Annotated in this window: 18 protein-coding genes; 14 read left to right on the top strand and 4 right to left on the bottom strand. The window is 47.0% G+C overall.

The genetic code is table 11. The features are described 5' to 3' along the window. Positions 1–73 precede the first annotated feature (73 nt). Positions 74–1,114 carry an acyltransferase family protein gene (locus MHI15_RS14870; protein ID WP_076126348.1) on the bottom strand — a complete coding sequence of 347 codons (1,041 nt, stop codon included), beginning with the start codon at positions 1,112–1,114 and terminating at the stop codon, positions 74–76. A 193-nt stretch (positions 1,115–1,307) separates the two neighbouring features. Between MHI15_RS14870 and MHI15_RS14865 the strand changes: the two genes are divergently transcribed. The 4 genes from MHI15_RS14865 (at position 1,308) to mgrA (ending at position 4,731) form a co-directional block, all read left to right on the top strand. Next, entirely contained in the window at positions 1,308–2,051 is a 744-nt protein-coding gene (locus tag MHI15_RS14865; RefSeq protein ID WP_076126350.1) for an alpha/beta hydrolase, read from the top strand. Between the two features lie 34 nt (positions 2,052–2,085). Continuing rightward, entirely contained in the window at positions 2,086–2,850 is a 765-nt protein-coding gene (locus MHI15_RS14860) for an HAD family hydrolase (protein WP_076126352.1), read from the top strand. Positions 2,851–2,884: 34 nt separating this feature from the next. Continuing rightward, positions 2,885–3,625, top strand: coding sequence for an NAD-dependent protein deacylase (locus MHI15_RS14855; RefSeq protein WP_076126354.1), 741 nt, complete (start codon positions 2,885–2,887; stop codon positions 3,623–3,625). 107 nt (positions 3,626–3,732) lie between these two features. Further along, positions 3,733–4,731, top strand: coding sequence for an L-glyceraldehyde 3-phosphate reductase (mgrA, locus tag MHI15_RS14850; protein WP_341164549.1), 999 nt, complete (start codon positions 3,733–3,735; stop codon positions 4,729–4,731). Between the two features lie 94 nt (positions 4,732–4,825). Here the strand turns inward: mgrA and MHI15_RS14845 are convergent, their stop codons facing one another. After that, the gene (locus MHI15_RS14845; protein ID WP_076126358.1) at positions 4,826–5,692 is read right to left on the bottom strand and encodes an AraC family transcriptional regulator; all 867 of its coding nucleotides are present in this window, start codon (positions 5,690–5,692) and stop codon (positions 4,826–4,828) included. A gap of 218 nt (positions 5,693–5,910) precedes the next feature. On the opposite strand from MHI15_RS14845, the gene MHI15_RS14840 reads away from it, so the two are divergent. From MHI15_RS14840 to MHI15_RS14825, 4 genes are all read left to right on the top strand, one after another. Then, complete coding sequence (locus tag MHI15_RS14840) at positions 5,911–7,086, top strand: galactokinase (protein ID WP_076126360.1); 1,176 nt, start codon at positions 5,911–5,913, stop codon at positions 7,084–7,086. A 4-nt stretch (positions 7,087–7,090) separates the two neighbouring features. Then, positions 7,091–8,077 carry a UDP-glucose 4-epimerase GalE gene (galE, locus tag MHI15_RS14835; protein WP_076126362.1) on the top strand — a complete coding sequence of 329 codons (987 nt, stop codon included), beginning with the start codon at positions 7,091–7,093 and terminating at the stop codon, positions 8,075–8,077. A 54-nt stretch (positions 8,078–8,131) separates the two neighbouring features. Continuing rightward, positions 8,132–9,712, top strand: a complete 1,581-nt coding sequence (locus MHI15_RS14830; RefSeq protein ID WP_076192848.1) for a UDP-glucose--hexose-1-phosphate uridylyltransferase — start codon at positions 8,132–8,134, stop codon at positions 9,710–9,712. A 163-nt stretch (positions 9,713–9,875) separates the two neighbouring features. Then, on the top strand, positions 9,876–11,039 hold the full coding sequence (locus MHI15_RS14825; RefSeq protein WP_076310207.1) for an iron-containing alcohol dehydrogenase: 1,164 nt from the start codon (positions 9,876–9,878) through the stop codon (positions 11,037–11,039). 150 nt (positions 11,040–11,189) lie between these two features. Here MHI15_RS14825 and MHI15_RS14820 read toward each other — a convergent pair whose 3' ends face one another. Next, a complete protein-coding gene (locus MHI15_RS14820) occupies positions 11,190–11,429 on the bottom strand; it encodes a hypothetical protein (RefSeq protein WP_341164548.1) in 240 nt (79 codons plus the stop codon). A 106-nt stretch (positions 11,430–11,535) separates the two neighbouring features. After that, positions 11,536–11,679, bottom strand: coding sequence for a hypothetical protein (locus tag MHI15_RS14815; protein WP_179088755.1), 144 nt, complete (start codon positions 11,677–11,679; stop codon positions 11,536–11,538). A gap of 2,590 nt (positions 11,680–14,269) precedes the next feature. On the opposite strand from MHI15_RS14815, the gene MHI15_RS14810 reads away from it, so the two are divergent. The 6 genes from MHI15_RS14810 to ptsP all read left to right on the top strand — a co-directional run bounded on the left by MHI15_RS14810 (position 14,270) and on the right by ptsP (position 22,102). After that, complete coding sequence (locus MHI15_RS14810) at positions 14,270–14,806, top strand: hypothetical protein (protein WP_042186148.1); 537 nt, start codon at positions 14,270–14,272, stop codon at positions 14,804–14,806. Continuing rightward, complete coding sequence (locus MHI15_RS14805; protein WP_081392480.1) at positions 14,806–16,398, top strand: flotillin family protein; 1,593 nt, start codon at positions 14,806–14,808, stop codon at positions 16,396–16,398. The genes MHI15_RS14810 and MHI15_RS14805 overlap by 1 nt, the downstream gene beginning before the upstream one ends. Before the next feature lie 411 nt (positions 16,399–16,809). Continuing rightward, the gene (gene glcT, locus MHI15_RS14800; protein ID WP_341164547.1) at positions 16,810–17,688 is read left to right on the top strand and encodes a glucose PTS transporter transcription antiterminator GlcT; all 879 of its coding nucleotides are present in this window, start codon (positions 16,810–16,812) and stop codon (positions 17,686–17,688) included. Between the two features lie 265 nt (positions 17,689–17,953). Next, a complete protein-coding gene (gene ptsG / locus MHI15_RS14795; protein WP_076135917.1) occupies positions 17,954–20,023 on the top strand; it encodes a glucose-specific PTS transporter subunit IIBC in 2,070 nt (689 codons plus the stop codon). Between the two features lie 98 nt (positions 20,024–20,121). Continuing rightward, a complete protein-coding gene (locus MHI15_RS14790) occupies positions 20,122–20,397 on the top strand; it encodes an HPr family phosphocarrier protein (protein ID WP_076126374.1) in 276 nt (91 codons plus the stop codon). Then, on the top strand, positions 20,390–22,102 hold the full coding sequence (ptsP, locus tag MHI15_RS14785) for a phosphoenolpyruvate--protein phosphotransferase (RefSeq protein WP_076126376.1): 1,713 nt from the start codon (positions 20,390–20,392) through the stop codon (positions 22,100–22,102). Before MHI15_RS14790 ends, ptsP begins: the two co-directional genes overlap by 8 nt. The last annotated feature ends 67 nt before the right edge of the window (positions 22,103–22,169 follow it).

Raw genomic sequence — 22,169 nt, 5'->3', positions numbered from 1 at the left:
AGCAAGGCGGTTCCTCGGAAACGAATCTTCGTATCCAAGGAACCGCCTTGCTTTGTTTGTTCTGGATGTAAAGCTAGAGTGTGCGCCGTAGGGCGGCACGCTGAAGGGTGATCATCCAGTCAACGGACGGCTCAACCAGCGGGTGAAAGAGCCGTTTAACGGACGGCTGAGCCAGCAATACGGTGAATAATACGGCGGTGAGCAGCAGGACTACTGCCCCAGCAGCATTGCCAATATAGGTGTAAATCCCGGAAACGGCAGCCAGACGAACGATAAAACCATGAAGCAGGAAAACATACAACGTGCGGCGCCCCCAGTCGGTCATGCGGCTCGCTCCGTAAGGTACGAGGCCGAGGAAAGCGAGTGAAGCGACAATTTGTAGTCCGTACAGTCCCAGACGGTATACGCCTGCATACCATACATTGGCATCAAGCTGCATATAGGTCATGCTGCCATATAACCAGCCAAAGGGAAATCCTGCCCCCCATGCGGCCATGATGGCAAGGAGTAGAATGGAGGCGGCTGCTGCAAAGATTTTGATATATTTCTGATAGAGCTTGACGAAGGTTTCGAAGGAGAAATGATAGCCGATAATGAAAAAAGGCAAATATACAAAGGTACGGCTGATGCTAAACCATACACCGTCCAGCTGGAGATATCCGACAGCCACCCCCGCTGTTACAGCGAAGAGGAGCTTAGCGGTTATGGACCATCTGCTCATACCGAGCATCAGGAGGCGCCAGCAGGCATGACTGGCCAGAAACCATAGGAGCAGATAGGGTGCGAAAATGGAATGCTGGATGTTGCTTACATGAAAGAGGGAAACGTCGAGTGCGGAATATAAGCTTTGAAAAATGAGGTATTGCAATCCAATTTGCAGCAGCATTTTGCGGCCGGTAGTTCCGGCAAGGCTTTTTCTGGCGAAATAGCCGGTCACCAGTACGAACAGCGGCATGTGAAAGCTGAAAATCCACATATATAATCCGTGTATTCCGCTCATTTTGTTAATCAGAGGTTCAATTGCATTACCGGCAAAAACAGTGATAATAAGCATAAAACGCAGGTTGAGAAAAAAGGTTTCTCCGCGCGTTTCCAGCGAGTTTTCCCCTACCATGATTTAGCCTCCAAATTATGCTGTATGCAAATTAATTTAATTTTAAAATACTAGATTTTCTTTGATTTAATTGTGAATTAAGTCACAATAGAAAGCGTTATCATGTGTGCGAAATGTGGCGATGTGTTGAAGGTTGTTAGAATAGAGGGATTCCACTATAATTTTTATATGCATTAACATCTGGGAGTGGAACATGTTGAAGAGAAGAATAACTAAGCGTCGCGTCGCTATTTTTGTATTGATTATTTTAGTGGTAGCCGGGTTGCTGATATGGAAGTATTTAACGCCATATGCACCGGCTCAAGAAGCCGAAACTGCACTGATTTCAAGTGGCGGAGTTACCGTCGAACAGAATGATAATTGGATCTCGTTCGAACCTTCCATTACTAAAGGCGCCTCGATTATTTTTTATCCCGGGGCTTTGGTTAAACCGGAAGCTTACTCCCCTCTTGCGAAGAGCGTCGCTGCTGCAGGGCATCCCTTCTACATCGCCAAAATGCCGTTTAATTTAGCCGTAACGAAGGGGGATGCTGCAGAAGAGATTATTCGTGTGCATCCGAAGCAATCTTTTGTGCTGGGTGGACATTCACTTGGGGGTGTCATGGCCTCACGTTACGCAATTGAGCATACGGACCAACTGGAAGGTGTATTTTTCTTAGCCTCTTATCCAGATGAAAAGGGCAGTCTACGAGAGACTACTTTGTCAGTGTTGTCGGTTGTGGGTACTGAGGATCAAGTGATTGACAGAGATAGCTACAACAAAGGGCGCTCCTATCTGCCAGATAATACAGTTTATAGTTCAATTATAGGTGGGAATCATGCGCAATTTGGCAGCTACGGGCCTCAGAAGGGGGACGGCGAAGCCACAATATCCGAGGAAGAGCAGCAGAGTCGCACAGTAAGTGCCCTGTTGGATTGGCTGGGAAATCTGAGGTAGTTACGGGTCATTCAACAGAGGGAGGAAACAATTCATGCCCATATTACACATTAACGATGAATGCGTTCCCTGCTCCGGAATATTGTTTGATAAAGACGGGACGTTACTCGATCTATTAGCCACCTGGGGGAATTGGGCGGAGCTTGTGCTGCGTGGACTGGAAGATCAACTCGCGATCATGGGAGCGGGATTTATTGTAGAGCGCAGCAAGGTGCTGGGTACGCAACATGATCCGCAAGGGAAGTTAATAGGGTACGACCCGGCGGGGCCGCTTACCATGGCTACAGAAGAAGAAAGTTACGGTGTACTCGCATGGCAGCTATATGCAGCAGGAGTTCCTTGGAATGAAGCGCTGACCCGTGTGAAAAGCATAACTAAAAACGCGATGTATGAATTACGCCGACGCCGTATGGCACAGCCTTTAGCGGGACTTCATTCTTTTTTGGAGCAATGCTCTGCGGCATCGCTTAAGCTTGGCGTGGTTACCTCCGACGGGGCAAAGACCACCGGAGAGCATTTGGAATGGCTTAATGTGGCAGGCTATTTTGATTCGGTAGTTACTAGGGACAGAGTAAAAAACGGAAAACCAGCTCCTGAAATGGCTGAATTGGCCTGCCGGGAGTTAGGGCTTTCGCCTGAAGAGACGATTATTATTGGGGACAGTAATGCCGATATGCAATTAGGTAAAGGTGCAGGACTTCGCCTCGCAATTGGGATTTCCGCCAGTGGTGATGGGGAGCACCTTATAGATGCAGATGTAATCATTTCCGGTTTCAATGAGCTTCGGATCACTTACTGATCAGCTAATAAAAGGAAAGGATGTGCTACTTAGCATGGATCAATTGCAGACACTTGCTTCTTGGATCAAAGAAAGTGACAATATCGTTTTTTTCGGAGGGGCGGGTACGTCTACAGAGAGTGGAATTCCTGATTTCCGCTCCGCAGCTGGATTATATCAAACTCAGCACAATTCACCTTATCCACCTGAAGTGATGCTGAGCCGCACTTTTTTTATGTCCTCACCGGACATTTTTTTTGATTTTTACCGCAGTAAAATGATTCATCCAGAGGCCCGTCCGAATGGTGCGCATCAGCTACTAGCGGAGTTGGAACAGCAGGGGAAGCTGAAAGCGGTGATTACGCAAAATATTGACGGCCTGCACCAGCAGGCGGGCAGCCGTAGTGTCCTTGAGCTGCATGGTTCGATCCATCGCAACTATTGTATGGACTGCTCACGGTATTACGGGCTGGATCAACTGCTGGAAATGACTGAGGTCGTTCCTCGCTGCCCGGAATGTGGCGGAATTATCAAGCCGGATGTGGTTTTATATGAAGAAGAATTGGATCACTCCGTGCTTATGGGCTCTGTCGCAGCGATTGCCTCTGCAGATATGCTTATTATTGGTGGAACCTCGCTAACGGTTCAGCCTGCGGCCAGTCTGGTGACTTATTTCCGGGGCAAACGTACGGTGCTGCTGAACGGAGATCCCACACCTTATGATGATCAGGCGGATCTGCTGATTACAGATCGAATTGGAAAAGTAATGGGCAGTGTCAAGGATCTATTAAGCTAGAAGAAAAAAGCTGTCCTTTGGTTTCTCTTGCCAGATTATTATTACGCTCAGAAGTTTAAAGATAAGGTAGGCTCACAACAGCGTGTAATGAGAGGCAGGGATAAGCAATGGTATATGTAGCAGACGATAAACGGTATGACAACATGCGTTATAATCGTTGCGGGAACTCAGGTCTCAAGCTCCCAGCAATCTCATTAGGATTATGGCAGAATTTTGGTGGGATCGATAATTACGAGAACGGCAGAGAAATGATCACTCGTGCTTTTGATCTTGGAATTACCCATTTTGATCTGGCCAACAACTATGGTCCACCAGCTGGTTCAGCAGAAGAGCTGTTCGGTAAAGTTCTTGCCAATGATATGTATCCTTATCGTGATGAAATAGTGATCTCTACAAAAGCAGGGTATAACATGTGGCCCGGCCCTTATGGGGAATGGGGTTCACGTAAATATATGCTGGCTAGTCTGGATCAGAGCCTGAAGCGGCTAGGCCTAGATTATGTTGATATTTATTACTCTCATCGTCCAGACCCGGAAACACCGCTTGAAGAAACCATGCAGGCGCTGGATTATGCGGTACGTTCTGGCAAAGCTTTATATATAGGACTATCCAACTATAATGCGGAGCAGACGGCTGAAGCCCTTAGTATTCTAAAAAGCCTGGGCACACCGCTCTTAATCCATCAGCCTAGTTATTCTATGCTCGATCGCTGGATTGAGGGTGGCTTACAGGATGTACTGGAACATAGTGGTGTAGGAAGCATCGCTTTTACACCCCTGGCTGAAGGCTTGTTAACCAACAAATATTTGAATGGTATTCCAGAAGGGTCAAGAGCTGCCAAGCCGTCTGCCGCCTTGAATGAGAGCCGGATTACACCGGAGGTGCAGCGGAGGATTCGCGCACTTAATCAGCTTGCGGTTTCGCGAGGACAGAGTCTGGCTCAGTTTGCACTGGCTTGGACACTCCGGGGTGGCAAGGTTACTTCTGCCCTGATTGGAGCAAGCAGAGTGGACCAGATTGAAGAGAATATAGCTGCTTTAGCTAATCCTGATTTCCGTCCGGAGGAGTTAGAGCGGATTGAAACGATTCTAAAGACAGAACTATAGCATATTAAACACAGTAACAGCCCGGTTCCTTACGTTAAGGAAGGCGGGCTGTTGTTGTATAGTGGATTTATGGATTTATGGATTAAAGGGCAAACTAACGTTCAGGTTTCTCTGCTTGTCTCGTTGTAGTCATCCGGTAAGCCGTCGGTGACTGGGCACAAAACCGTTTGAATTGGCGAGAGAAGTATAAAGCATCGGTGAGCCCCACAGATGCTGCTACCTGTTCCACGGACAGCTCCGGTCGTTCACGCAGCAGTTGTCTGGACTTTTCAATCCGCAGCTTCAGCAAGTAGGTCACCGGAGATAATCCGGTCTCTTGCTTAAATACACGGGACAGGTAGGCTCGATTATAACCCAACGTATCACACATTTGTTCAATAGAGACCGGGTGCGCATATTGAGAAGCCATGTAGTGGATCATTTGCTTCACAGTACGCTTAACCTGTGATTCTGCGCCGGGCAGACGGGAGAAGGAAGAGAGCAAATCAGCTGCTTCGCCGACAATGAGATAGAGATAGCCAAGCGAAGTCAGATGGGCACTCTCTTTGTTGGCGTTGAAGGCTTGCATGATGCTGGACAGGGCACCTGGAATGAGGCTTTCACCTGTTGTAGTCACCACAGGCTGTTGTGGTGTGAACCCTGTCTGCAGCACCAGATCGTCAGCTTCACTGCCAGTAAAAGCTGCCCAGCGATAGCACCAGGGCTGGTCTTTATCCGAGACGTAACTGACTAATTGTCCCGGATGGATCAAGAAGCAGTCCCCTTTACCCAACTCATATTTATGATGTTCTGTACGGAAAACGCCCGAGCCAGATTCTATGAAATGCAGCAAATAATAATCATAGATCTTGGGTCCAGCTTGATGCATGGGCAGGGTCTGACTCTGGCCGGCAAACAGTACATGAAGGTTCTGTTTATCGTAATACACTGGATTGGATCCTACGGAATAAGTATGCTCCATTTGGGACAGCCTTTCTTGTGTTAATGTCATTTAATGGCTTATAGTTTAGAGAGTAACAGTAATATATGTAATTATTATATTATGGGAAGTCACATTTATCCATACATTACACACATGATTGCATTATCAGAGGATGAATGAATCTATTATAATGAGTACATAAAGAACGCTTTACTAATTCCCACTGGCTGAAGCAGCGAAAGGATGGAGTGGCATTAATGAGCATACAGGAACTTAATAACAAATTTATTGAAAAATATGGGGTGAGCGGGGAAGAGGCTAAGGTGTTTTATGCACCAGGTCGTGTCAATCTCATCGGAGAGCACTTGGATTATAACGGCGGGTATGTACTTCCCGCAGCTTTGGAATTCGGTACAACGCTGATTGTGCGTCCACGTAGTGACAGCAAAGTGAATTTTGCATCAACTAATTTTCCTTACGAAGCTTCTATTGATTATAGCGAAATTGGCAAGGCCAAAACGGGTGAATGGATTGACTATCCGATTGGGGTAATGGTTGAGCTGGATAAGAAAAGCACACCAGTATCCAAAGGGTACGATCTGCTGTTCCATGGCGATATTCCGAATGGAGCAGGCTTGTCCTCCTCGGCCTCTCTTGAAGTCGTTACTGCTTATGCGTTCCTGACTCTCGAAGGTGGCGATACAGACACTGTTGAGATTGCACTTTTGTCCCAGCGTGCTGAGAACCAGTACGTAGGTGTAAACTCCGGAATTATGGATCAGTTCGCAGTTGCTAACGGCAAACGCGATCATGCGATCCTGCTGATGTGCGACACACTTGAGTACAATTTGGTACCGTTCATCACAGGTTCATACAAATTGGTTATCGGCAACACGAACAAACGCAGAGGGCTTGTAGATTCCAAGTACAATGAACGCCGTCAGCAGTGTGATGAGGCATTGGCTATTTTGCAAAAAGAAGTGCCTTCACTAGCTTATCTGGCACAGCTTAATCGTGAACAGTTCGAAGCACATCAAGATAAAATCACAGACGAAATTGTAAGACGCCGCGCTCGCCATGTTGTGGAAGAGAACCAACGCGTGCTAGATTCCGTTGAGGTATTAAAAAACAATGATCTGAAGCAGTTTGGACAGTTCATGAATGATTCGCATGCATCCTTGCGCGATTTGTATGAAGTTAGCTGTGCAGAGCTTGATATTATGGTTGAAGAAGCTGGGCGCATCCCAGGTACACTCGGTTCCCGTATGACTGGCGCGGGTTTCGGAGGCTGTACAGTATCTTTGGTACATGAAGATGATATAGAACGTTTTATTCGTGAAGTTGGTGAAGCCTATACCACAAGATCTGGTTTGGTTGGCGAGTTCTACGTTTGCGGCATCGGTAATGGTGTCCAAGAATTGAAGGGAGTGTAATCAGATGGCGATTTTAGTAACAGGTGGAGCAGGGTATATTGGGTCTCATACTGTAGCGGAGCTGCTGGATCGTGGCGAAGAAGTGGTGGTCCTCGACAATCTGCTAACAGGGCATCGTGAGGCGTTGCTGGGTGGCAAGCTGTACGAAGGTGATCTGCGTGATAAAGAACTGCTGGGTAAGCTGTTCGCTGAAAATGAGATTGAAGCGGTTATCCATTTTGCTGCAAGCTCTTTGGTCGGAGAAAGCATGAAGGACCCTGTAAAATATTACGACAACAACGTATATGGTACACAGTGTCTTCTAGAAGCTATGCAAAAAGCGGGCGTGAACAAGATCGTATTCTCGTCCACAGCCGCAACCTACGGCGAACCGGAAAAGGTGCCGATTGAAGAAACAGACCGCACTGAACCAGCCAATGTGTATGGAGAAACTAAGCTGACCATGGAACGGATGATGGCTTGGTTTGACAAAGTACTGGGCATCAAATACGTAGCATTGCGTTACTTTAATGCAGCTGGCGCACATGCCAGTGGCAAAATCGGTGAAGACCATCGTCCAGAAAGTCATTTGGTGCCGCTGGTATTGCAAACGGCCTTGAAGCAACGTGACAGTATCGCAGTTTTCGGAGATGACTATCCTACAGAAGACGGTACTTGTGTGCGCGACTACATCCATGTCAGCGATCTGGCTGACGCCCATGTTCGTGCGGTAACTTACCTGCGCAGCGGAAGCAGCAGCAATATTTTCAACCTGGGCAATGGACTTGGATTCTCGGTAAAACAGGTGATTGAAACGGCGAAGAAGGTTACTGGACTTGAAATTCCTGTAGTCATTCAAGAACGCCGTGCCGGCGATCCGGCTGTGCTGGTAGCTTCCTCCGACAAAGCGCGTAGCGTCCTTGGATGGAACCCGCAGCATGCAGATTTGGAAGATATCATTCAAAGTGCATGGAACTGGCACTCTGCCAATCCGCAAGGATACGGAGAATAAGGGACTTTAGGTTAGCTTATCTTGAACTTGAGACCCTACTTAAGGAGAATTAAAATGCACAACGAGAATAAGATTACACCTGCTGGTCAGAAAGCATTACATGCGATTGAACAGCTTGTTCTGTTCGCACTGCGCCAGCAGCTTATAGCTCCATCCGATGAAGATTATAGCCGTAATGTGCTGCTCGAACAGTTCGGTTTCAGTGAGCCGCATGTAGGTGACATCGATCAAAGTCCATTGGAAGGGCCGCAGGCTCCACTCGATGCACTGATTGATTATGGTTTTGAAATCGGATTGATCCCAGAGAATAGTGACACTTACCGTGACTTGCTGGATGCCAAGATTATGGGACTTCTCATGGCCCGTCCTTCGGATGTAAATGCTGAGTTCTATAGTCTGACCGCTGAAAAAGGCATCTCCGCGGCTACAGATCGTTTTTATAAATTGAGCATTGATTCGAACTATATTCGGATGGATCGGATCTCGAAGAATGTCTACTGGCTGCAGGATTCGCCGTACGGAGACATTGAAATGACGATCAATTTGTCCAAGCCTGAGAAAAATCCGAAGGAAATCGCAATGGCTCGGCTGCTCCCGCCGCCAGTCTATCCGAAATGTCTGCTGTGCCGTGAGAATGTAGGTTATGCCGGACGGATCAATCATCCGCCACGCCAGAACCTGCGTATCATTCCGCTTAACCTGAATAATGAAAAATGGTTCTTCCAATACTCGCCATATGTTTACTACAATGAGCACTGTATTGTATTCCATCATGATCATGTGCCAATGAAGCTTACCAAGGATACCTTGAAGCGGCTGCTTAGCTTCGTGGAATCATTCCCGCATTATTTTATTGGCTCCAATGCAGACTTACCGATTGTTGGCGGCTCTATTCTGACGCATGACCATTTTCAGGGCGGACGCCACACATTCCCGATTCAAAAAGCGCCTAAGGAAGATACATTTACACATGCTTCTTATCCGGGTGTCAGCATTAATATCGTAAAATGGCCGATGTCCGTATTGCGCTTAAATGGAGAAGATCCTGCGGTTCTATTGGAATGCGGAAATGCGCTTTATGAAGCTTGGAAAGCCTACAGCGATCCAGAGGCGGAAGTGCTAGCCTTTAGTGAGGTTGACGGTGAAGTACAACCTCATAATACCGTTACTCCTATCGTACGCCGGGCCGAGGACGGCAGCTTCGAGATGGATCTTGTGCTGCGGAATAACCGGACTAATGAGCAATATCCTGAAGGGATTTTTCATCCGCACCGGGAAATGCATCATATCAAGAAAGAAAACATCGGCTTGATCGAAGTTATGGGACTGGCGATTCTGCCGGGCCGTTTGAAGGAAGAACTCGATTCCATCGCAGGTATTCTTGCAGGAGATCAAGCGCTGTTAGAAGCGGTGAAGAATGACCCTAGTCATTCTCTTGCGCAGCATGCGGCTTGGATTCAGGAGCTGGTGGAGCGATTCGGAACTGCACTGCAACACGAGGAAGCGCTCAAGATTGTGCAGAACGAAGTTGGCATCAAGTTTACGCATATTCTTGAACACGCTGGCGTTTACAAACGGACTCCAGAAGGTCAAGCAGCTTTCCGCCGTTTCGTAACAAGCTTCGGTGCTTTGTAGTAAGTGAGTTTGGATTTAAGGATGTCCTCAAGCCTATGGGCTTGGGGCATCTTTTTTTATTCGGAATGACGAAACCCAGCCACCTAATTTGAATGCGGGTAACCAGAGGTTTATAATACGAAGGAGTAAGACATTATGAATTAACTACTGGAGGTTTACACATATGCGTAAATTTGAATTTTATAATCCTACCAAGCTGATTTTTGGACAAGGTACCCTTGAAGCCTTGAAGACAGAGGTGCCTAAGTACGGTAAAAATGTGCTTTTGATGTACGGTGGCGGCAGTATCAAGCGCAGCGGTTTGTACGATAAAGTAGTTGCTGAGCTGAGTTCAATAGGCGCTACAGTGACTGAACTCTCTGGAGTAGAACCCAATCCACGTCTTTCCACAGTACATAAAGGCGTAGACCTGTGCCGGGAGCATAATATTGACCTTGTTCTCGCAGTAGGGGGCGGAAGCGTATTGGACTGCGCAAAAGCTGTTGCTGTTGGAGCCAAATATGATGGTGATATGTGGGACTTTGTAGAGCGTAAAGCAGCGGCCCAAGACGCGCTTCCACTGGGCACAGTGCTGACAATGGCTGCTACGGGATCTGAAATGAATAACGGCTCCGTAATTACAAATGAGGTTACTAAGGAAAAAATGGGCTGGGGCAGCGTGCATGCCTACCCGGCATTTTCGATTCTTGATCCAGAGAACACTTTTTCTCTGCCACGTGATCAGACCGTTTATGGCATGGTGGACATCATGTCACATGTACTGGAGCACTATTTCCATACAGACGGCAATACACCGGTACAAGACGGGTTCTGTGAAACTTTGCTGCGCACTGTAATTGAAACCGCGCCGAAGCTTATCGAAGATCTGAACAACTACGAGCTGCGTGAGACCATTATGTACTGCGGTACGATGGCGCTTAACGGAATGGTCAGCATGGGTTTTGCCGGAGATTGGGCGACTCATAATATCGAGCATGCAGTGTCGGCTGTTTACGATATTCCACATGGTGGAGGTTTGGCGATTTTGTTCCCGCAATGGATGAAATATAACCTCAGCACAAACCCTGCGCGTTTCCGTCAGCTTGCAGTAAATGTGTTCGGAGTTGATCCTGCTGGCAAGACTGATGAAGAAATCGGGCTGGAGGGTATTGAGGCTCTGCGTAATTTCTGGGATTCCATCGGTGCGCCGAAGACGCTCGGAGATTATGATATTGATGACAGCGAGATCGGCAGTATGGCTGACAAGGCTGTTCGTTTCGGAGCATTTGGTAATTTCCGCAAGCTTGAGCGTGAAGATGTAGTTGAGATTTATAAAATGGCTTTGTAAGTAATTCTTCTACGAAAAGAGACCATTTGTCTTTATTCCAGAAGCCACAATAGAATGTCAAAGAAGCGATTCCTCCGTTATGGAAGAATCGCTTCTTTGTATTTATGTTCTAGTGTGACTTGCTCCTCTTGCTATACTTTTCGGTCGCTCTCATCCCAAGATTTCGCTGCCGCTGGCCGAACCTCCGCTGCCGCTGGCCGAACCTCCGCTGCCGCTGGCCATACCTCCGCTGCCGCTGGCCGTACCTCCGCTGCCGCTGGCGTACCTCCGCTGCCGCTGGCCGAACCTCCGCTGCCGCTGGCGAACCTCCGCTGCCGCTGACCGCACCTTCGCTGCGGCTGGCTGGACCTGCACTGCCGCTGGCCGCACCTGCACTGCCGCTGACCGCACCTTCGCTGCGGCTGGCTGGACCTGCACTGCCGCTGGCCGCACCTGCACTGCCGCTGACCGCACCTGCAGTGCCGCTGACCGCACCTGCACTGCCGCTGACCGAACATCACTGCCGCTGACCGAACATCACTGCCGCTGACCGTACCTCCGCTGCTGCTGTCCGTACCTCCGCTGCCGCTGGCCGTACCTCCGCTGCCGCTGTCCGTACCTCCGCTGCTGCTGTCCGTACCTCATCTATCACTGTTCGCACCCGTAATCTAATCCGTCGACCGTCCTCCAGAGTCTTACGGACCCAGCTGACGTTATCTGTGAATTTTCAGCCTTTTGAGCAAGTTTTCGGACACCAGAGACACTATTGCTTCGAAATGGTCTTATATTTGCTGTTTTTCATGCCAATAGGGGCTATGCGGTCCGATAGCATACCAAATGTCGGAAAAATCGGCGAATAGGGTCTGCTGAGTCCGATGGGCCGAGGTGCGAAAGCAGCATAGCCTCTTCATATGCGCGAGAGTGTTACCCAACCAACTAGGGTTTGTAAGATCCCCACACGACTGATTCCTCTACCAATACACGCCTACCCTACGGACCCAGCTGACGTTATATGCGAATTTTCAGCCTTTTGAGCAAGTTTTCGGACACCAGAGACACTATTGCTTCGAAATAGCCTCATATTTGTTGTTTTTCATGCCAATAGGGACTATGCGGTCCGATAGCATACCAAATGTCGGATAAATCGGCGAATAGGGTCTGCTGAGTCCGATAGGCCGAGGTGCTGAGGCGCCGAGGTGCGTAAGCAGCATAGCCTCTTCATACGCGCGAGAGTGTTACCTAACCAACTAGGGTTTGTAAGATCCCCATGCGACTGATTCCTCTCCCAATACACGCCTACCCTACGGACCCAGCTGACGTTATATGCGAATTTTCAGCCTTTTGAGCAAACTTTCGGACACCGGAGACACTATTGCTCCGAAATGGTCTCATATTTGCTTATTTTCATGCCAATAGAGACTATGCGGTCCGATAGCATACCAAATGTCGGATAAATCGGCGAATAGGGTCTGCTGAGTCCGATGGGCCGAGGTGCGAAAGCAGCATAGCCTCTTCATATGCGCGAGAGTGTTACCCAACCAACTAGGGTTTGTAAGATCCCCACACGACTGATTCCTCTACCAATACACGCCTACCCTACGGACCCAGCTGACGTTATATGCGAATTTTCAGCCTTTTGAGCAAGTTTTCGGACACCAGAGACACTATTGCTTCGAAATAGCCTCATATTTGTTGTTTTTCATGCCAATAGGGACTATGCGGTCCGATAGCATACCAAATGTCGGATAAATCGGCGAATAGGGTCTGCTGAGTCCGATAGGCCGAGGTGCTGAGGCGCCGAGGTGCGTAAGCAGCATAGCCTCTTCATACGCGCGAGAGTGTTACCTAACCAACTAGGGTTTGTAAGATCCCCATGCGACTGATTCCTCTCCCAATACACGCCTACCCTACGGACCCAGCTGACGTTATATGCGAATTTTCAGCCTTTTGAGCAAACTTTCGGACACCGGAGACACTATTGCTCCGAAATGGTCTCATATTTGCTTATTTTCATGCCAATAGAGACTATGCGGTCCGATAGCATACCAAATGTCGGATAAATCGGCGAATAGGGTCTGCTGAGTCCGATGGGCCGAGGTGCGAAAGCAGCATAGCCTCTTCATATGCGCGAGAGTGTTACCCAACCAACTAGGGTTTGTAAGATCCCCACACGACTGATTCCTCTACCAATACACGCCTACCCTACGGACCCAGCTGACGTTATATGCGAATTTTCAGCCTTTTGAGCAAGTTTTCGGACACCAGAGACACTATTGCTTCGAAATAGCCTCATATTTGTTGTTTTTCATGCCAATAGGGACTATGCGGTCCGATAGCATACCAAATGTCGGATAAATCGGCGAATAGGGTCTGCTGAGTCCGATAGGCCGAGGTGCTGAGGCGCCGAGGTGCGTAAGCAGCATAGCCTCTTCATACGCGCGAGAGTGTTACCTAACCAACTAGGGTTTGTAAGATCCCCATGCGACTGATTCCTCTCCCAATACACGCCTACCCTACGGACCCAGCTGACGTTATATGCGAATTTTCAGCCTTTTGAGCAAACTTTCGGACACCGGAGACACTATTGCTCCGAAATGGTCTCATATTTGCTTATTTTCATGCCAATAGAGACTATGCGGTCCGATAGCATACCAAATGTCGGATAAATCGGCGAATAGGGTCTGCTGAGTCCGATGGGCCGAGGTGCGAAAGCAGCATAGCCTCTTCATATGCGCGAGAGTGTTACCCAACCAACTAGGGTTTGTAAGATCCCCACACGACTGATTCCTCTACCAATACACGCCTACCCTACGGACCCAGCTGACGTTATATGCGAATTTTCAGCCTTTTGAGCAAACTTTCGGACACCAGAGACACTATTGCTCCGAAAGGGTCTTATATTTGCTGGTTTTTATGCCAATAGGGACTATGCGGTCCGATAGCATACCAAATGTCGGATAAATCGGCGAATAGGGTCTGCTGAGTCCGATAGGCCGAGGTGCCGAGGCGCGAAAGCAACATAGCCTCTTCATACGCGCGAGAGTGTTACCAACAAAAATCCGTGCTCCACCAACTATTGAACGGCCTTTAGGACAGCCCCAGCACATGTAATAAAATAGTGCCAATGTGAGCATGCTTATCCTCTGAATGGAACTTATTTGGGTGAATATCCAAAGATTGTGAAACCAAGGACCTACTTTGTACGTTTAATGTAATATGACAGTCCTGATTGAAGACAGGAGGAAACAAAAATGCAAACGCTGTATTTAGGCTGCTTGGCGCTAGGCGTCATATTTGCCATAGTCAGCGTCCTGGTGGGCGATGTGATCGGAGATGCCTTGCATGGGGTCTTTGATTTCGTATCCGTAGATTTTCTGAATCCCACCGTACTGGCTGGAGGAATAACCGTGTTCGGCGGAGCGGGCATTCTTCTAACCCGGTACAGCGCTCTGGAAGCTGGGGCGATCATTGCTTTGTCTTTGTTAGCCGCCGCTTTTTTGGGAGTACTTATGTATCTAGGGGTGGTTAAGCCCATGGAAAAAAGCGAAATGTCCAATGGTTTCTCAATGAGTGATCTGCCTGGCAAGATCGGGGAAATCACAATTCCTGTTCCCGCCACTGGTTATGGTGAGATTATGGTAAAGTTTGGCGCCGGCAATAGCCTGCATACGGCAGCAAGCTTTGATCATGAGCTGCTTCCGGCAGGGATTAAAGTTGTTGTAGTGGAGGTTAGAGAAGGCGTTGCATTGGTGTCAGAATTCGAAAAGAGAAGAGGAGTGGATCTTTAATGTTCGGTATTCCTGAGTATTTGTTAGTCCCTGCTGTTGTCGTTGCTGTCTTGTTTGTGCTAGGTATCGCATTCTGGGCACGTTACAAAACGGTTGGACCCGATGAAGGGATGATCGTAACGGGGTCGTTCTTGGGGAAAAATCATATTTCAGACGATGGTTCTGGTCGTAAAATAAAGATTGTACGCGGGGGCGGGGCCTTTATACTCCCAGTCTTTCAGAAGGCTGAATTTATGTCGCTTCTTTCTCATAAACTCGATGTGACGACCCCGGAAGTATACACCGAACAAGGGGTTCCGGTTATTGCCGACGGCGTAGCGATCATTAAAGTGGGTAGCTCAACGGAAGATGTGGCGACAGCTGCTGAGCAATTTATGGGCAAACCGATTGAAGCACTGAAGAGCGAAGCACAAGAAGTTCTTGAAGGTCATCTGCGGGCCATTCTCGGTTCGATGACCGTTGAGGAAGTATATCGTAACCGTGACCGCTTTGCGCAAGAGGTTCAAGGCGTGGCGGCACGTGATCTTAAGAAAATGGGTCTGCAAATTGTTTCCTTTACCATCAAGGATGTGCGAGACAAACATGGATATCTAGAGGCACTGGGTAAACCGCGGATAGCTGCTGTGAAGCGGGATGCAGAGATCGCTGAAGCAGAAGCAGTGCGGGATGCGAGAATTCAAAAGGCAAACGCAGAAGAGCAAGGGCAAAAAGCTGAGCTGCTGCGGGATACGAATATTGCCGAAGCCTCCAAGGAAAACCAGCTTAAGGTGGCTGCGTTTAAACGGGATCAGGATACAGCGAAAGCGGAAGCCGATCAGGCTTATCATATTCAAGAGGCACGTGCAAAGCAGACCGTTGTTGAAGAACAGATGAAGGTTGAGCTGGTACGTAAGGAACGTGAAATCGATTTGCAAGCCAAAGAAATTCAAGTTCGCGAGAAGCAGTATGATGCTGAAGTGAAGAAAAAAGCAGAAGCGGATCGTTATGCAGTAGAGCAAGCGGCGGAAGCCGATAAGGCGAAGAGAATGCGTGAGGCAGATGCCTTGCAATATAGTATTGAAACGCAAGCTAAAGCGACATCTGAGCAGAAGCGTCTTGAAGGTCAAGCGATGGCGGATGCAGAGCTGGCTAAAGGTACAGCGGATGCTGAGGTTATCCGGTTGCGTGGTCTAGCGGAAGCAGAAGCCAAAGAGAAACTGGCGGAAGCTTTCCAGAAATTCGGCGAAGCAGCGGTGCTCGATATCATCGTCAAAATGCTGCCTGATTTGGCTGGCCAAATTGCGAAGCCGCTGGCATCTATTGATAAACTTACCGTTGTAGATACAGGTAACGGGGAAGGTGCAGCCCGGGTCAGCAATTATGTGACTCAGCTAATGTCCACCGCTCCAGAGATGTTGAAGAGCGTCTCAGGGATTGATGTAGAGGCACTGATCAAGGGGTTGACCTCTAAAGCTTCCGGAAGCAAAGGAGCATCAGTTACACCAGTCGCACCTGTTGCACCAGCTACACCTGCAACTTATATTCAGCCATCAGCAACATCTAGTACAGCCAGCGAGACTTTAACTTCTGTGCCTGAACAAAAGGAAAAATAGTTTAATGCAATTTATATGGTTTTAATTTACTTAAGGTATGACTGGCAAAGCTGCTGGTCATACCTTAATCTTTATGTTTTGATCTGTTTTGATCTAAATTAGACAACATGATAAAAAGCTCATGCGTTTACAGGTGATTTTTGATGAAGCTTTATAGCTTATCGGCATCCCGTGGGAATTATTGTATATATAGACATCGACGCTTTCACTGGTGTTTAAAGATTTTTTCAGGTAAAATAAAAGCCTTTAAGGCTGTTCACTCTGATCTACTAGCTTAGTAAGGACACAGAGTGTTCTTCTAATATGCAATTCTTGGTGTTATGATGGTAGCAAAGCTTGTATTCATCGTACGATTTCTTATTGCGTATGCTGCTGGAAGTTAGGTGTTTAGAAATAAAAGAGGTGTCAAAAATGAGTAGCATAACAGTGGCGAAGGTGTTGAATAACAACGTTATCATTGCCCAGCATCCTCAATATTCCGAGGTTGTAGTTATCGGTAAAGGGATAGGGTTTAACCGCAAGCTGCGGGATCAGATTAATCTATCCTCCGTGGAGAAGATGTTTATTCTTCGCAGCCAGGAGGAGCAGGAACAATATAAACAGCTTCTTCCCCAAGTGGATGAGAAGTTGATTGAGGTCGTTCAAGAAATAGTATTACATATTATGCATTATAGCCGTCAGCCGCTTAATGAGCATATTCACATTGCACTTACCGACCATATTTCCTTTGCTATCCGTCGTTTTGAACAAGATATCCCAATTCATAATCCATTTTTGTATGAAACTAAGGAGATTTATCCTGAGGAATATAAGATGGCAGAATATGCGATTGGACGGATCAATGAGGCTATGGGCGTGGAATTGCCGGTGGATGAGATAGGTTTTGTGGCTCTTCATATTGTCAGCGCACTTAGTAATAGGCAAATTTCCGAGGTTAGACAACATTCTCTCTTGATTGGAGAGCTGGTTGGGTTAGTCGAGAATTATCTGGACTATCGAATCCCACGTGATTCACTTGATTACTCAAGACTGGTAACCCATCTGCGATTCGTTCTAGAAAGATTACGCCGCGGAGAGGCGGTACAAGAGACCTCAACCCTGGATGGACTCATGAAACGGGAGTATCCTGAGATGTATTCGTTGGCTTGGAAATTAACAAAAATTATCGAACAGCGTGTGCGAATTCCCGTGTATCAAGCTGAGGTAAGTTATTTGACGATTCATCTGCAGCGTATTGCTCAGAAAAAAGTGGACGAACAAGATATGGACAAGAATGGTGAAGCTCCTTAAAGTGCAAAAGTTGTAACAAATCATGGTTTCAAAAAAAACGCTTGCCACTTAAAAAAAACGATGCTACAATGTTCACTGTCATCAACAAAACAGAATATCGAGCGTGTAACTGATTCGATCAGGCATGAGTGAATTACAGTATTTTGGTTGTTAACCCCCTTCTTGGGGCAATCTAACGATAGCGTTAGATTACAACTCCTATACTGTGTTGCTCATGCCTTTTTTGGCATCTGTTTTAGTGAAATTAATGAAAGGAGTAACCTAAATGTTTAAAAAGTTGTTTGGTGTTTTACAAAGAGTTGGTAAAGCTCTGATGCTTCCAGTAGCTATTCTGCCTGCGGCAGGTTTGCTTCTTGGAATAGGAAACATGCTGGTAAACCCAGACTTCCTGCAATATGTTCCAGCACTGGAGAACCATGTTGTTCAGGCTGTTGCCAACGTATTGATGAACTCAGGACAAATTGTATTTGATAATCTAGCCTTACTCTTCGCGGTGGGGGTTGCGATAGGTTTAGCCGGCGGTGAAGGTGTTGCGGGTCTAGCTGCCATTATCGGTTTCCTCGTAATGAACATTACGATGGGTACAGTTATTGGCGTTAATGATTACGTCCTGAGCCAAGGCGACTTCTCGTATGCCAGCGTATTAGGGATTCCAACACTGCAAACAGGGGTGTTTGGAGGTATACTCGTCGGTATATTGGCTTCGGCCATGTACAAGCGATTCTTCAAAATTGAGCTTCCTTCTTACCTGGGTTTCTTCGCAGGTAAACGTTTCGTACCGATCATGACGGCGGTAACAGCTCTAATCTTGGGCTTGTTACTGACAATAGTATGGCCACCTATTCAACATGGTCTGAACTATGTGTCACAAAGTATGATTGATACGAACAAAACGCTTGCAGCGTTTATCTTCGGAACGATCGAACGTTCGCTCATTCCTTTTGGACTGCATCACATTTTCTACTCTCCATTCTGGTATGAATTTGGTACCTACGTTGATAAAGCTGGAGAATTGGTACGTGGTGACCAACGGATCTTCATGCAGCAGCTTCGCGATGGAGTAGACTTCACAGCAGGGACATTTACTACAGGTAAATATCCATTCATGATGTTTGGTCTTCCAGCAGCGGCTTTGGCTATCTATCATGAAGCTAAACCTCAGAATAAAAAGATCGTCGGAAGTTTGATGATTTCCGCGGCATTGACATCGTTCTTGACAGGGATTACTGAGCCGCTCGAATTCTCGTTCCTATTCGTGGCTCCGTTGCTGTTCGCTGTACATGCTGTGTTTGCAGGTCTGTCCTTTATGACTATGCATATTCTGGATGTTAAAATCGGCATGACATTCTCGGGTGGCTTTATCGATTTTGTGCTCTTCGGTATTATCCCGAACCGTACAGCTTGGTGGCTGGTCATTCCGGTAGGTCTGGTCCTTGCCTTAATTTATTACTTCGGCTTCCGGTTTGTAATTCGGAAATTCAATCTTATGACACCGGGTCGTGAAGAAGATACGAATGAAGAAGAAGAAGTGAATACGGAGTCTGTCTCCAGAGCCGGTGATGATCTACCGCGGAACATTTTGTCCGCTCTAGGTGGTAAAGAAAACATCACTCATCTAGACGCTTGTATTACCCGCCTTCGTGTTGAAGTTAAAGATAAGGCAGGCGTAGACAAGAACCGTCTTAAGAAACTTGGTGCATCAGGTGTGCTGGAAGTGGGTAATAACGTTCAAGCGATTTTTGGCACACGTTCAGATACGATTAAATCGCAGATTCAAGATGTGATTAACGGAAAGACACCTGCAGCGTCAGCAGCTCCAGTAGTGGTTACTCCAGAGCCAGAAGAAGAACAACAGGCAGGTGAAGCTGGTGAAGCGATTATCAAGGAAGATATCGTATCTCCAGTAAACGGTGAATTGTTGGATATCACAGAGGTGCCAGATCCAGTATTCTCCCAAAAAATGACGGGCGACGGCTTCGCGTTCCTATCCGAAGATGGGAAGATTGCTTCACCGGTTTACGGTAAGGTATTTAACGTGTTCCCGAGCAAACATGCCATCGGTATTATGTCTGACGGAGGCAAGGAAGTGCTCGTTCATATTGGGGTTAATACGGTTAAGCTTAAAGGTCAAGGCTTCACGGTATTAGTTGAAGAGGGCGATCTTGTAGCGGCTGGACAACCGATTATGGAAGTGGATTTAGAGTATGTAAAAGCACATGCACCTTCTGTAATCTCACCTGTTATTTTCTCTAATTTACCAGAAGGCTCTTCTGTAACATTGAAGAAGCCGGGTAAGGTTTCTATAGGAGACCAAGACATCATTACGATTCAGTAAAAGTGCAAGGGCCGATGCTTCCTTGTTCATACAAGGAAGCGAAGCTTTCACTATAAATTTAAAATACTTTAATAACAGAAAGCGAGTTGGATAATATTATGCAAAAAACATTCAGAATTGTCGATGAAGATGGAATTCACGCACGTCCAGCAACTGCCTTGGTAAATACAGCAACAAAATTTAAAGGTACAGAAGCATATGCAGAAGCTAAAGGTAAAAAAGTAACTTTGAAATCTATTCTTGGCGTATTGTCATTGGGTCTTGAAGCTGGAGATACTTTGTCTTTGATTACTGAAGGAAGCGAAGAAGCAGAAGCTTTGAACGCTCTTCAAGAAGTAATGATTAAAGAAGGGCTAGGGGAAATCCATGAATAAGATTTCAGGAATCGCGGCTTCAGCAGGGATTGCAGTAGCCCGTGCTTTTATCCTGAAACATCCGGATTATACGATTACGAAGACAAGTATCAGTGATACTGAAGCAGAAGTCGCTAAGTTGAATGATGCACTCGCCAAATCAAGAGTGGAGCTGCAAACGATTAAAGAGCGTACTTTGGCAGAGCTGGGGGAGAAAAAGGCTGAGATTTTCGAATCACATCTGCTTATTCTTGATGACCCAGAGCTGATCAATCCTGTAATTGATAAAATCCGTGAGGAATCGGTTAACGCGGACTATGCGCTAAACGAAGTGGCTACGCAATTCATTGAGATGTTCGAAAATATGAAGAGTGCCTATCTGCAGGAACGTGCAGCTGATATGCGTGATGTTACCAAGCGCTTGCTGAACCACCTGCTGGGCATTCATTATGTAAGTCCTGCAGAAATCAGTGAAGAAGTAATCGTGATTGCTCAAGATCTAACACCATCGGATACAGCACAGCTTAATCGTAAGTTCGTTAAAGGCTTCACAACGAACATCGGTGGACGGACTTCTCACTCTGCAATTATGGCACGTTCTTTGGAAATTCCAGCGGTTGTGGGAACTAAAACGGTTCTGTCAGAAGTGAATTCTGGCGATTTGGTGATTGTCGATGGTCTGAACGGAGACGTTCTGATCAATCCTAGCGAAGCTGAAGTGGCAGAGTACACTCGCAAGCAGGAAGCTTACGACTTGCAAATCGCAGAATGGAAGAAACTTCGCGACGAACCTACAGTATCAGCAGACGGTAAACATGTTGAGCTAGCTGCCAATATTGGTACACCAAATGATGTGAATGGTGTCATTGAGAATGGTGGCGAAGGTGTAGGTCTGTACCGTACTGAGTTCCTTTACATGGGTCGCGATAAGCTGCCTTCTGAGGAAATTCAATATAACGCCTACCGTACTGTACTTGAGAACATGAAGGGTAAGCCGGTAGTCGTACGTACCCTGGATATCGGTGGCGATAAAGAGCTGCCTTATCTTGACCTTCCGAAGGAAATGAATCCTTTCCTTGGTTTCCGTGCGATCCGTCTTTGCCTGGATCGTCAGGATATTTTCCGTACTCAATTACGCGCGTTACTAAGAGCAAGTGTTCACGGGGATCTTCGCATTATGTTCCCTATGATAGCTACGCTTGGTGAATTCCGTGCTGCACGTGATCTTTTACTCGAAGAGAAAGCTAAGCTTCGGGAAGAAGGTAAGGAAGTATCAGACAACATTCAGCTTGGCATAATGGTTGAGATTCCATCAACTGCTGTACTGGCTGACCAGTTTGCTAAGGAAGTTGATTTCTTCAGTATCGGTACGAATGATCTTATTCAATATACAATGGCTGCGGACCGTATGAATGAACAGGTATCTTACCTGTATCAGCCTTACAATCCAGCCATCCTGCGTTTGGTCAAAAATGTAATTGATGCAGCCCATGCAGAAGGTAAATGGACGGGGATGTGTGGTGAAATGGCTGGTGACGCAACAGCTATTCCGCTGCTACTGGGTCTTGGTCTCGACGAATTCAGCATGAGTGCAACTTCCATTTTGCCAGCGCGTAGTCAAATATCTAAATTGTCGGCTGCCGACATGAAGGATTTGGCTGCAAAAGCGTTGCAGCTTGGCACGGCTGAAGAAGTCGCTGCGCTTGTTCAAAGTATCGCTAAGTAACTTTTTACGCATGCATTAATCCGTTTTAGCGTTCTACTGTTTTTCCAACTACTATTGCCGACTTCCG

It is taken from the genome of Paenibacillus sp. FSL H7-0918 (genome assembly GCF_038007025.1).
Classification (GTDB): Bacteria; Bacillota; Bacilli; order Paenibacillales; family Paenibacillaceae; genus Paenibacillus_AQ; species Paenibacillus_AQ odorifer.
Note: the sequence above shows the minus strand (reverse complement) of the source record. Positions and strands in the feature narration are given on the sequence as shown.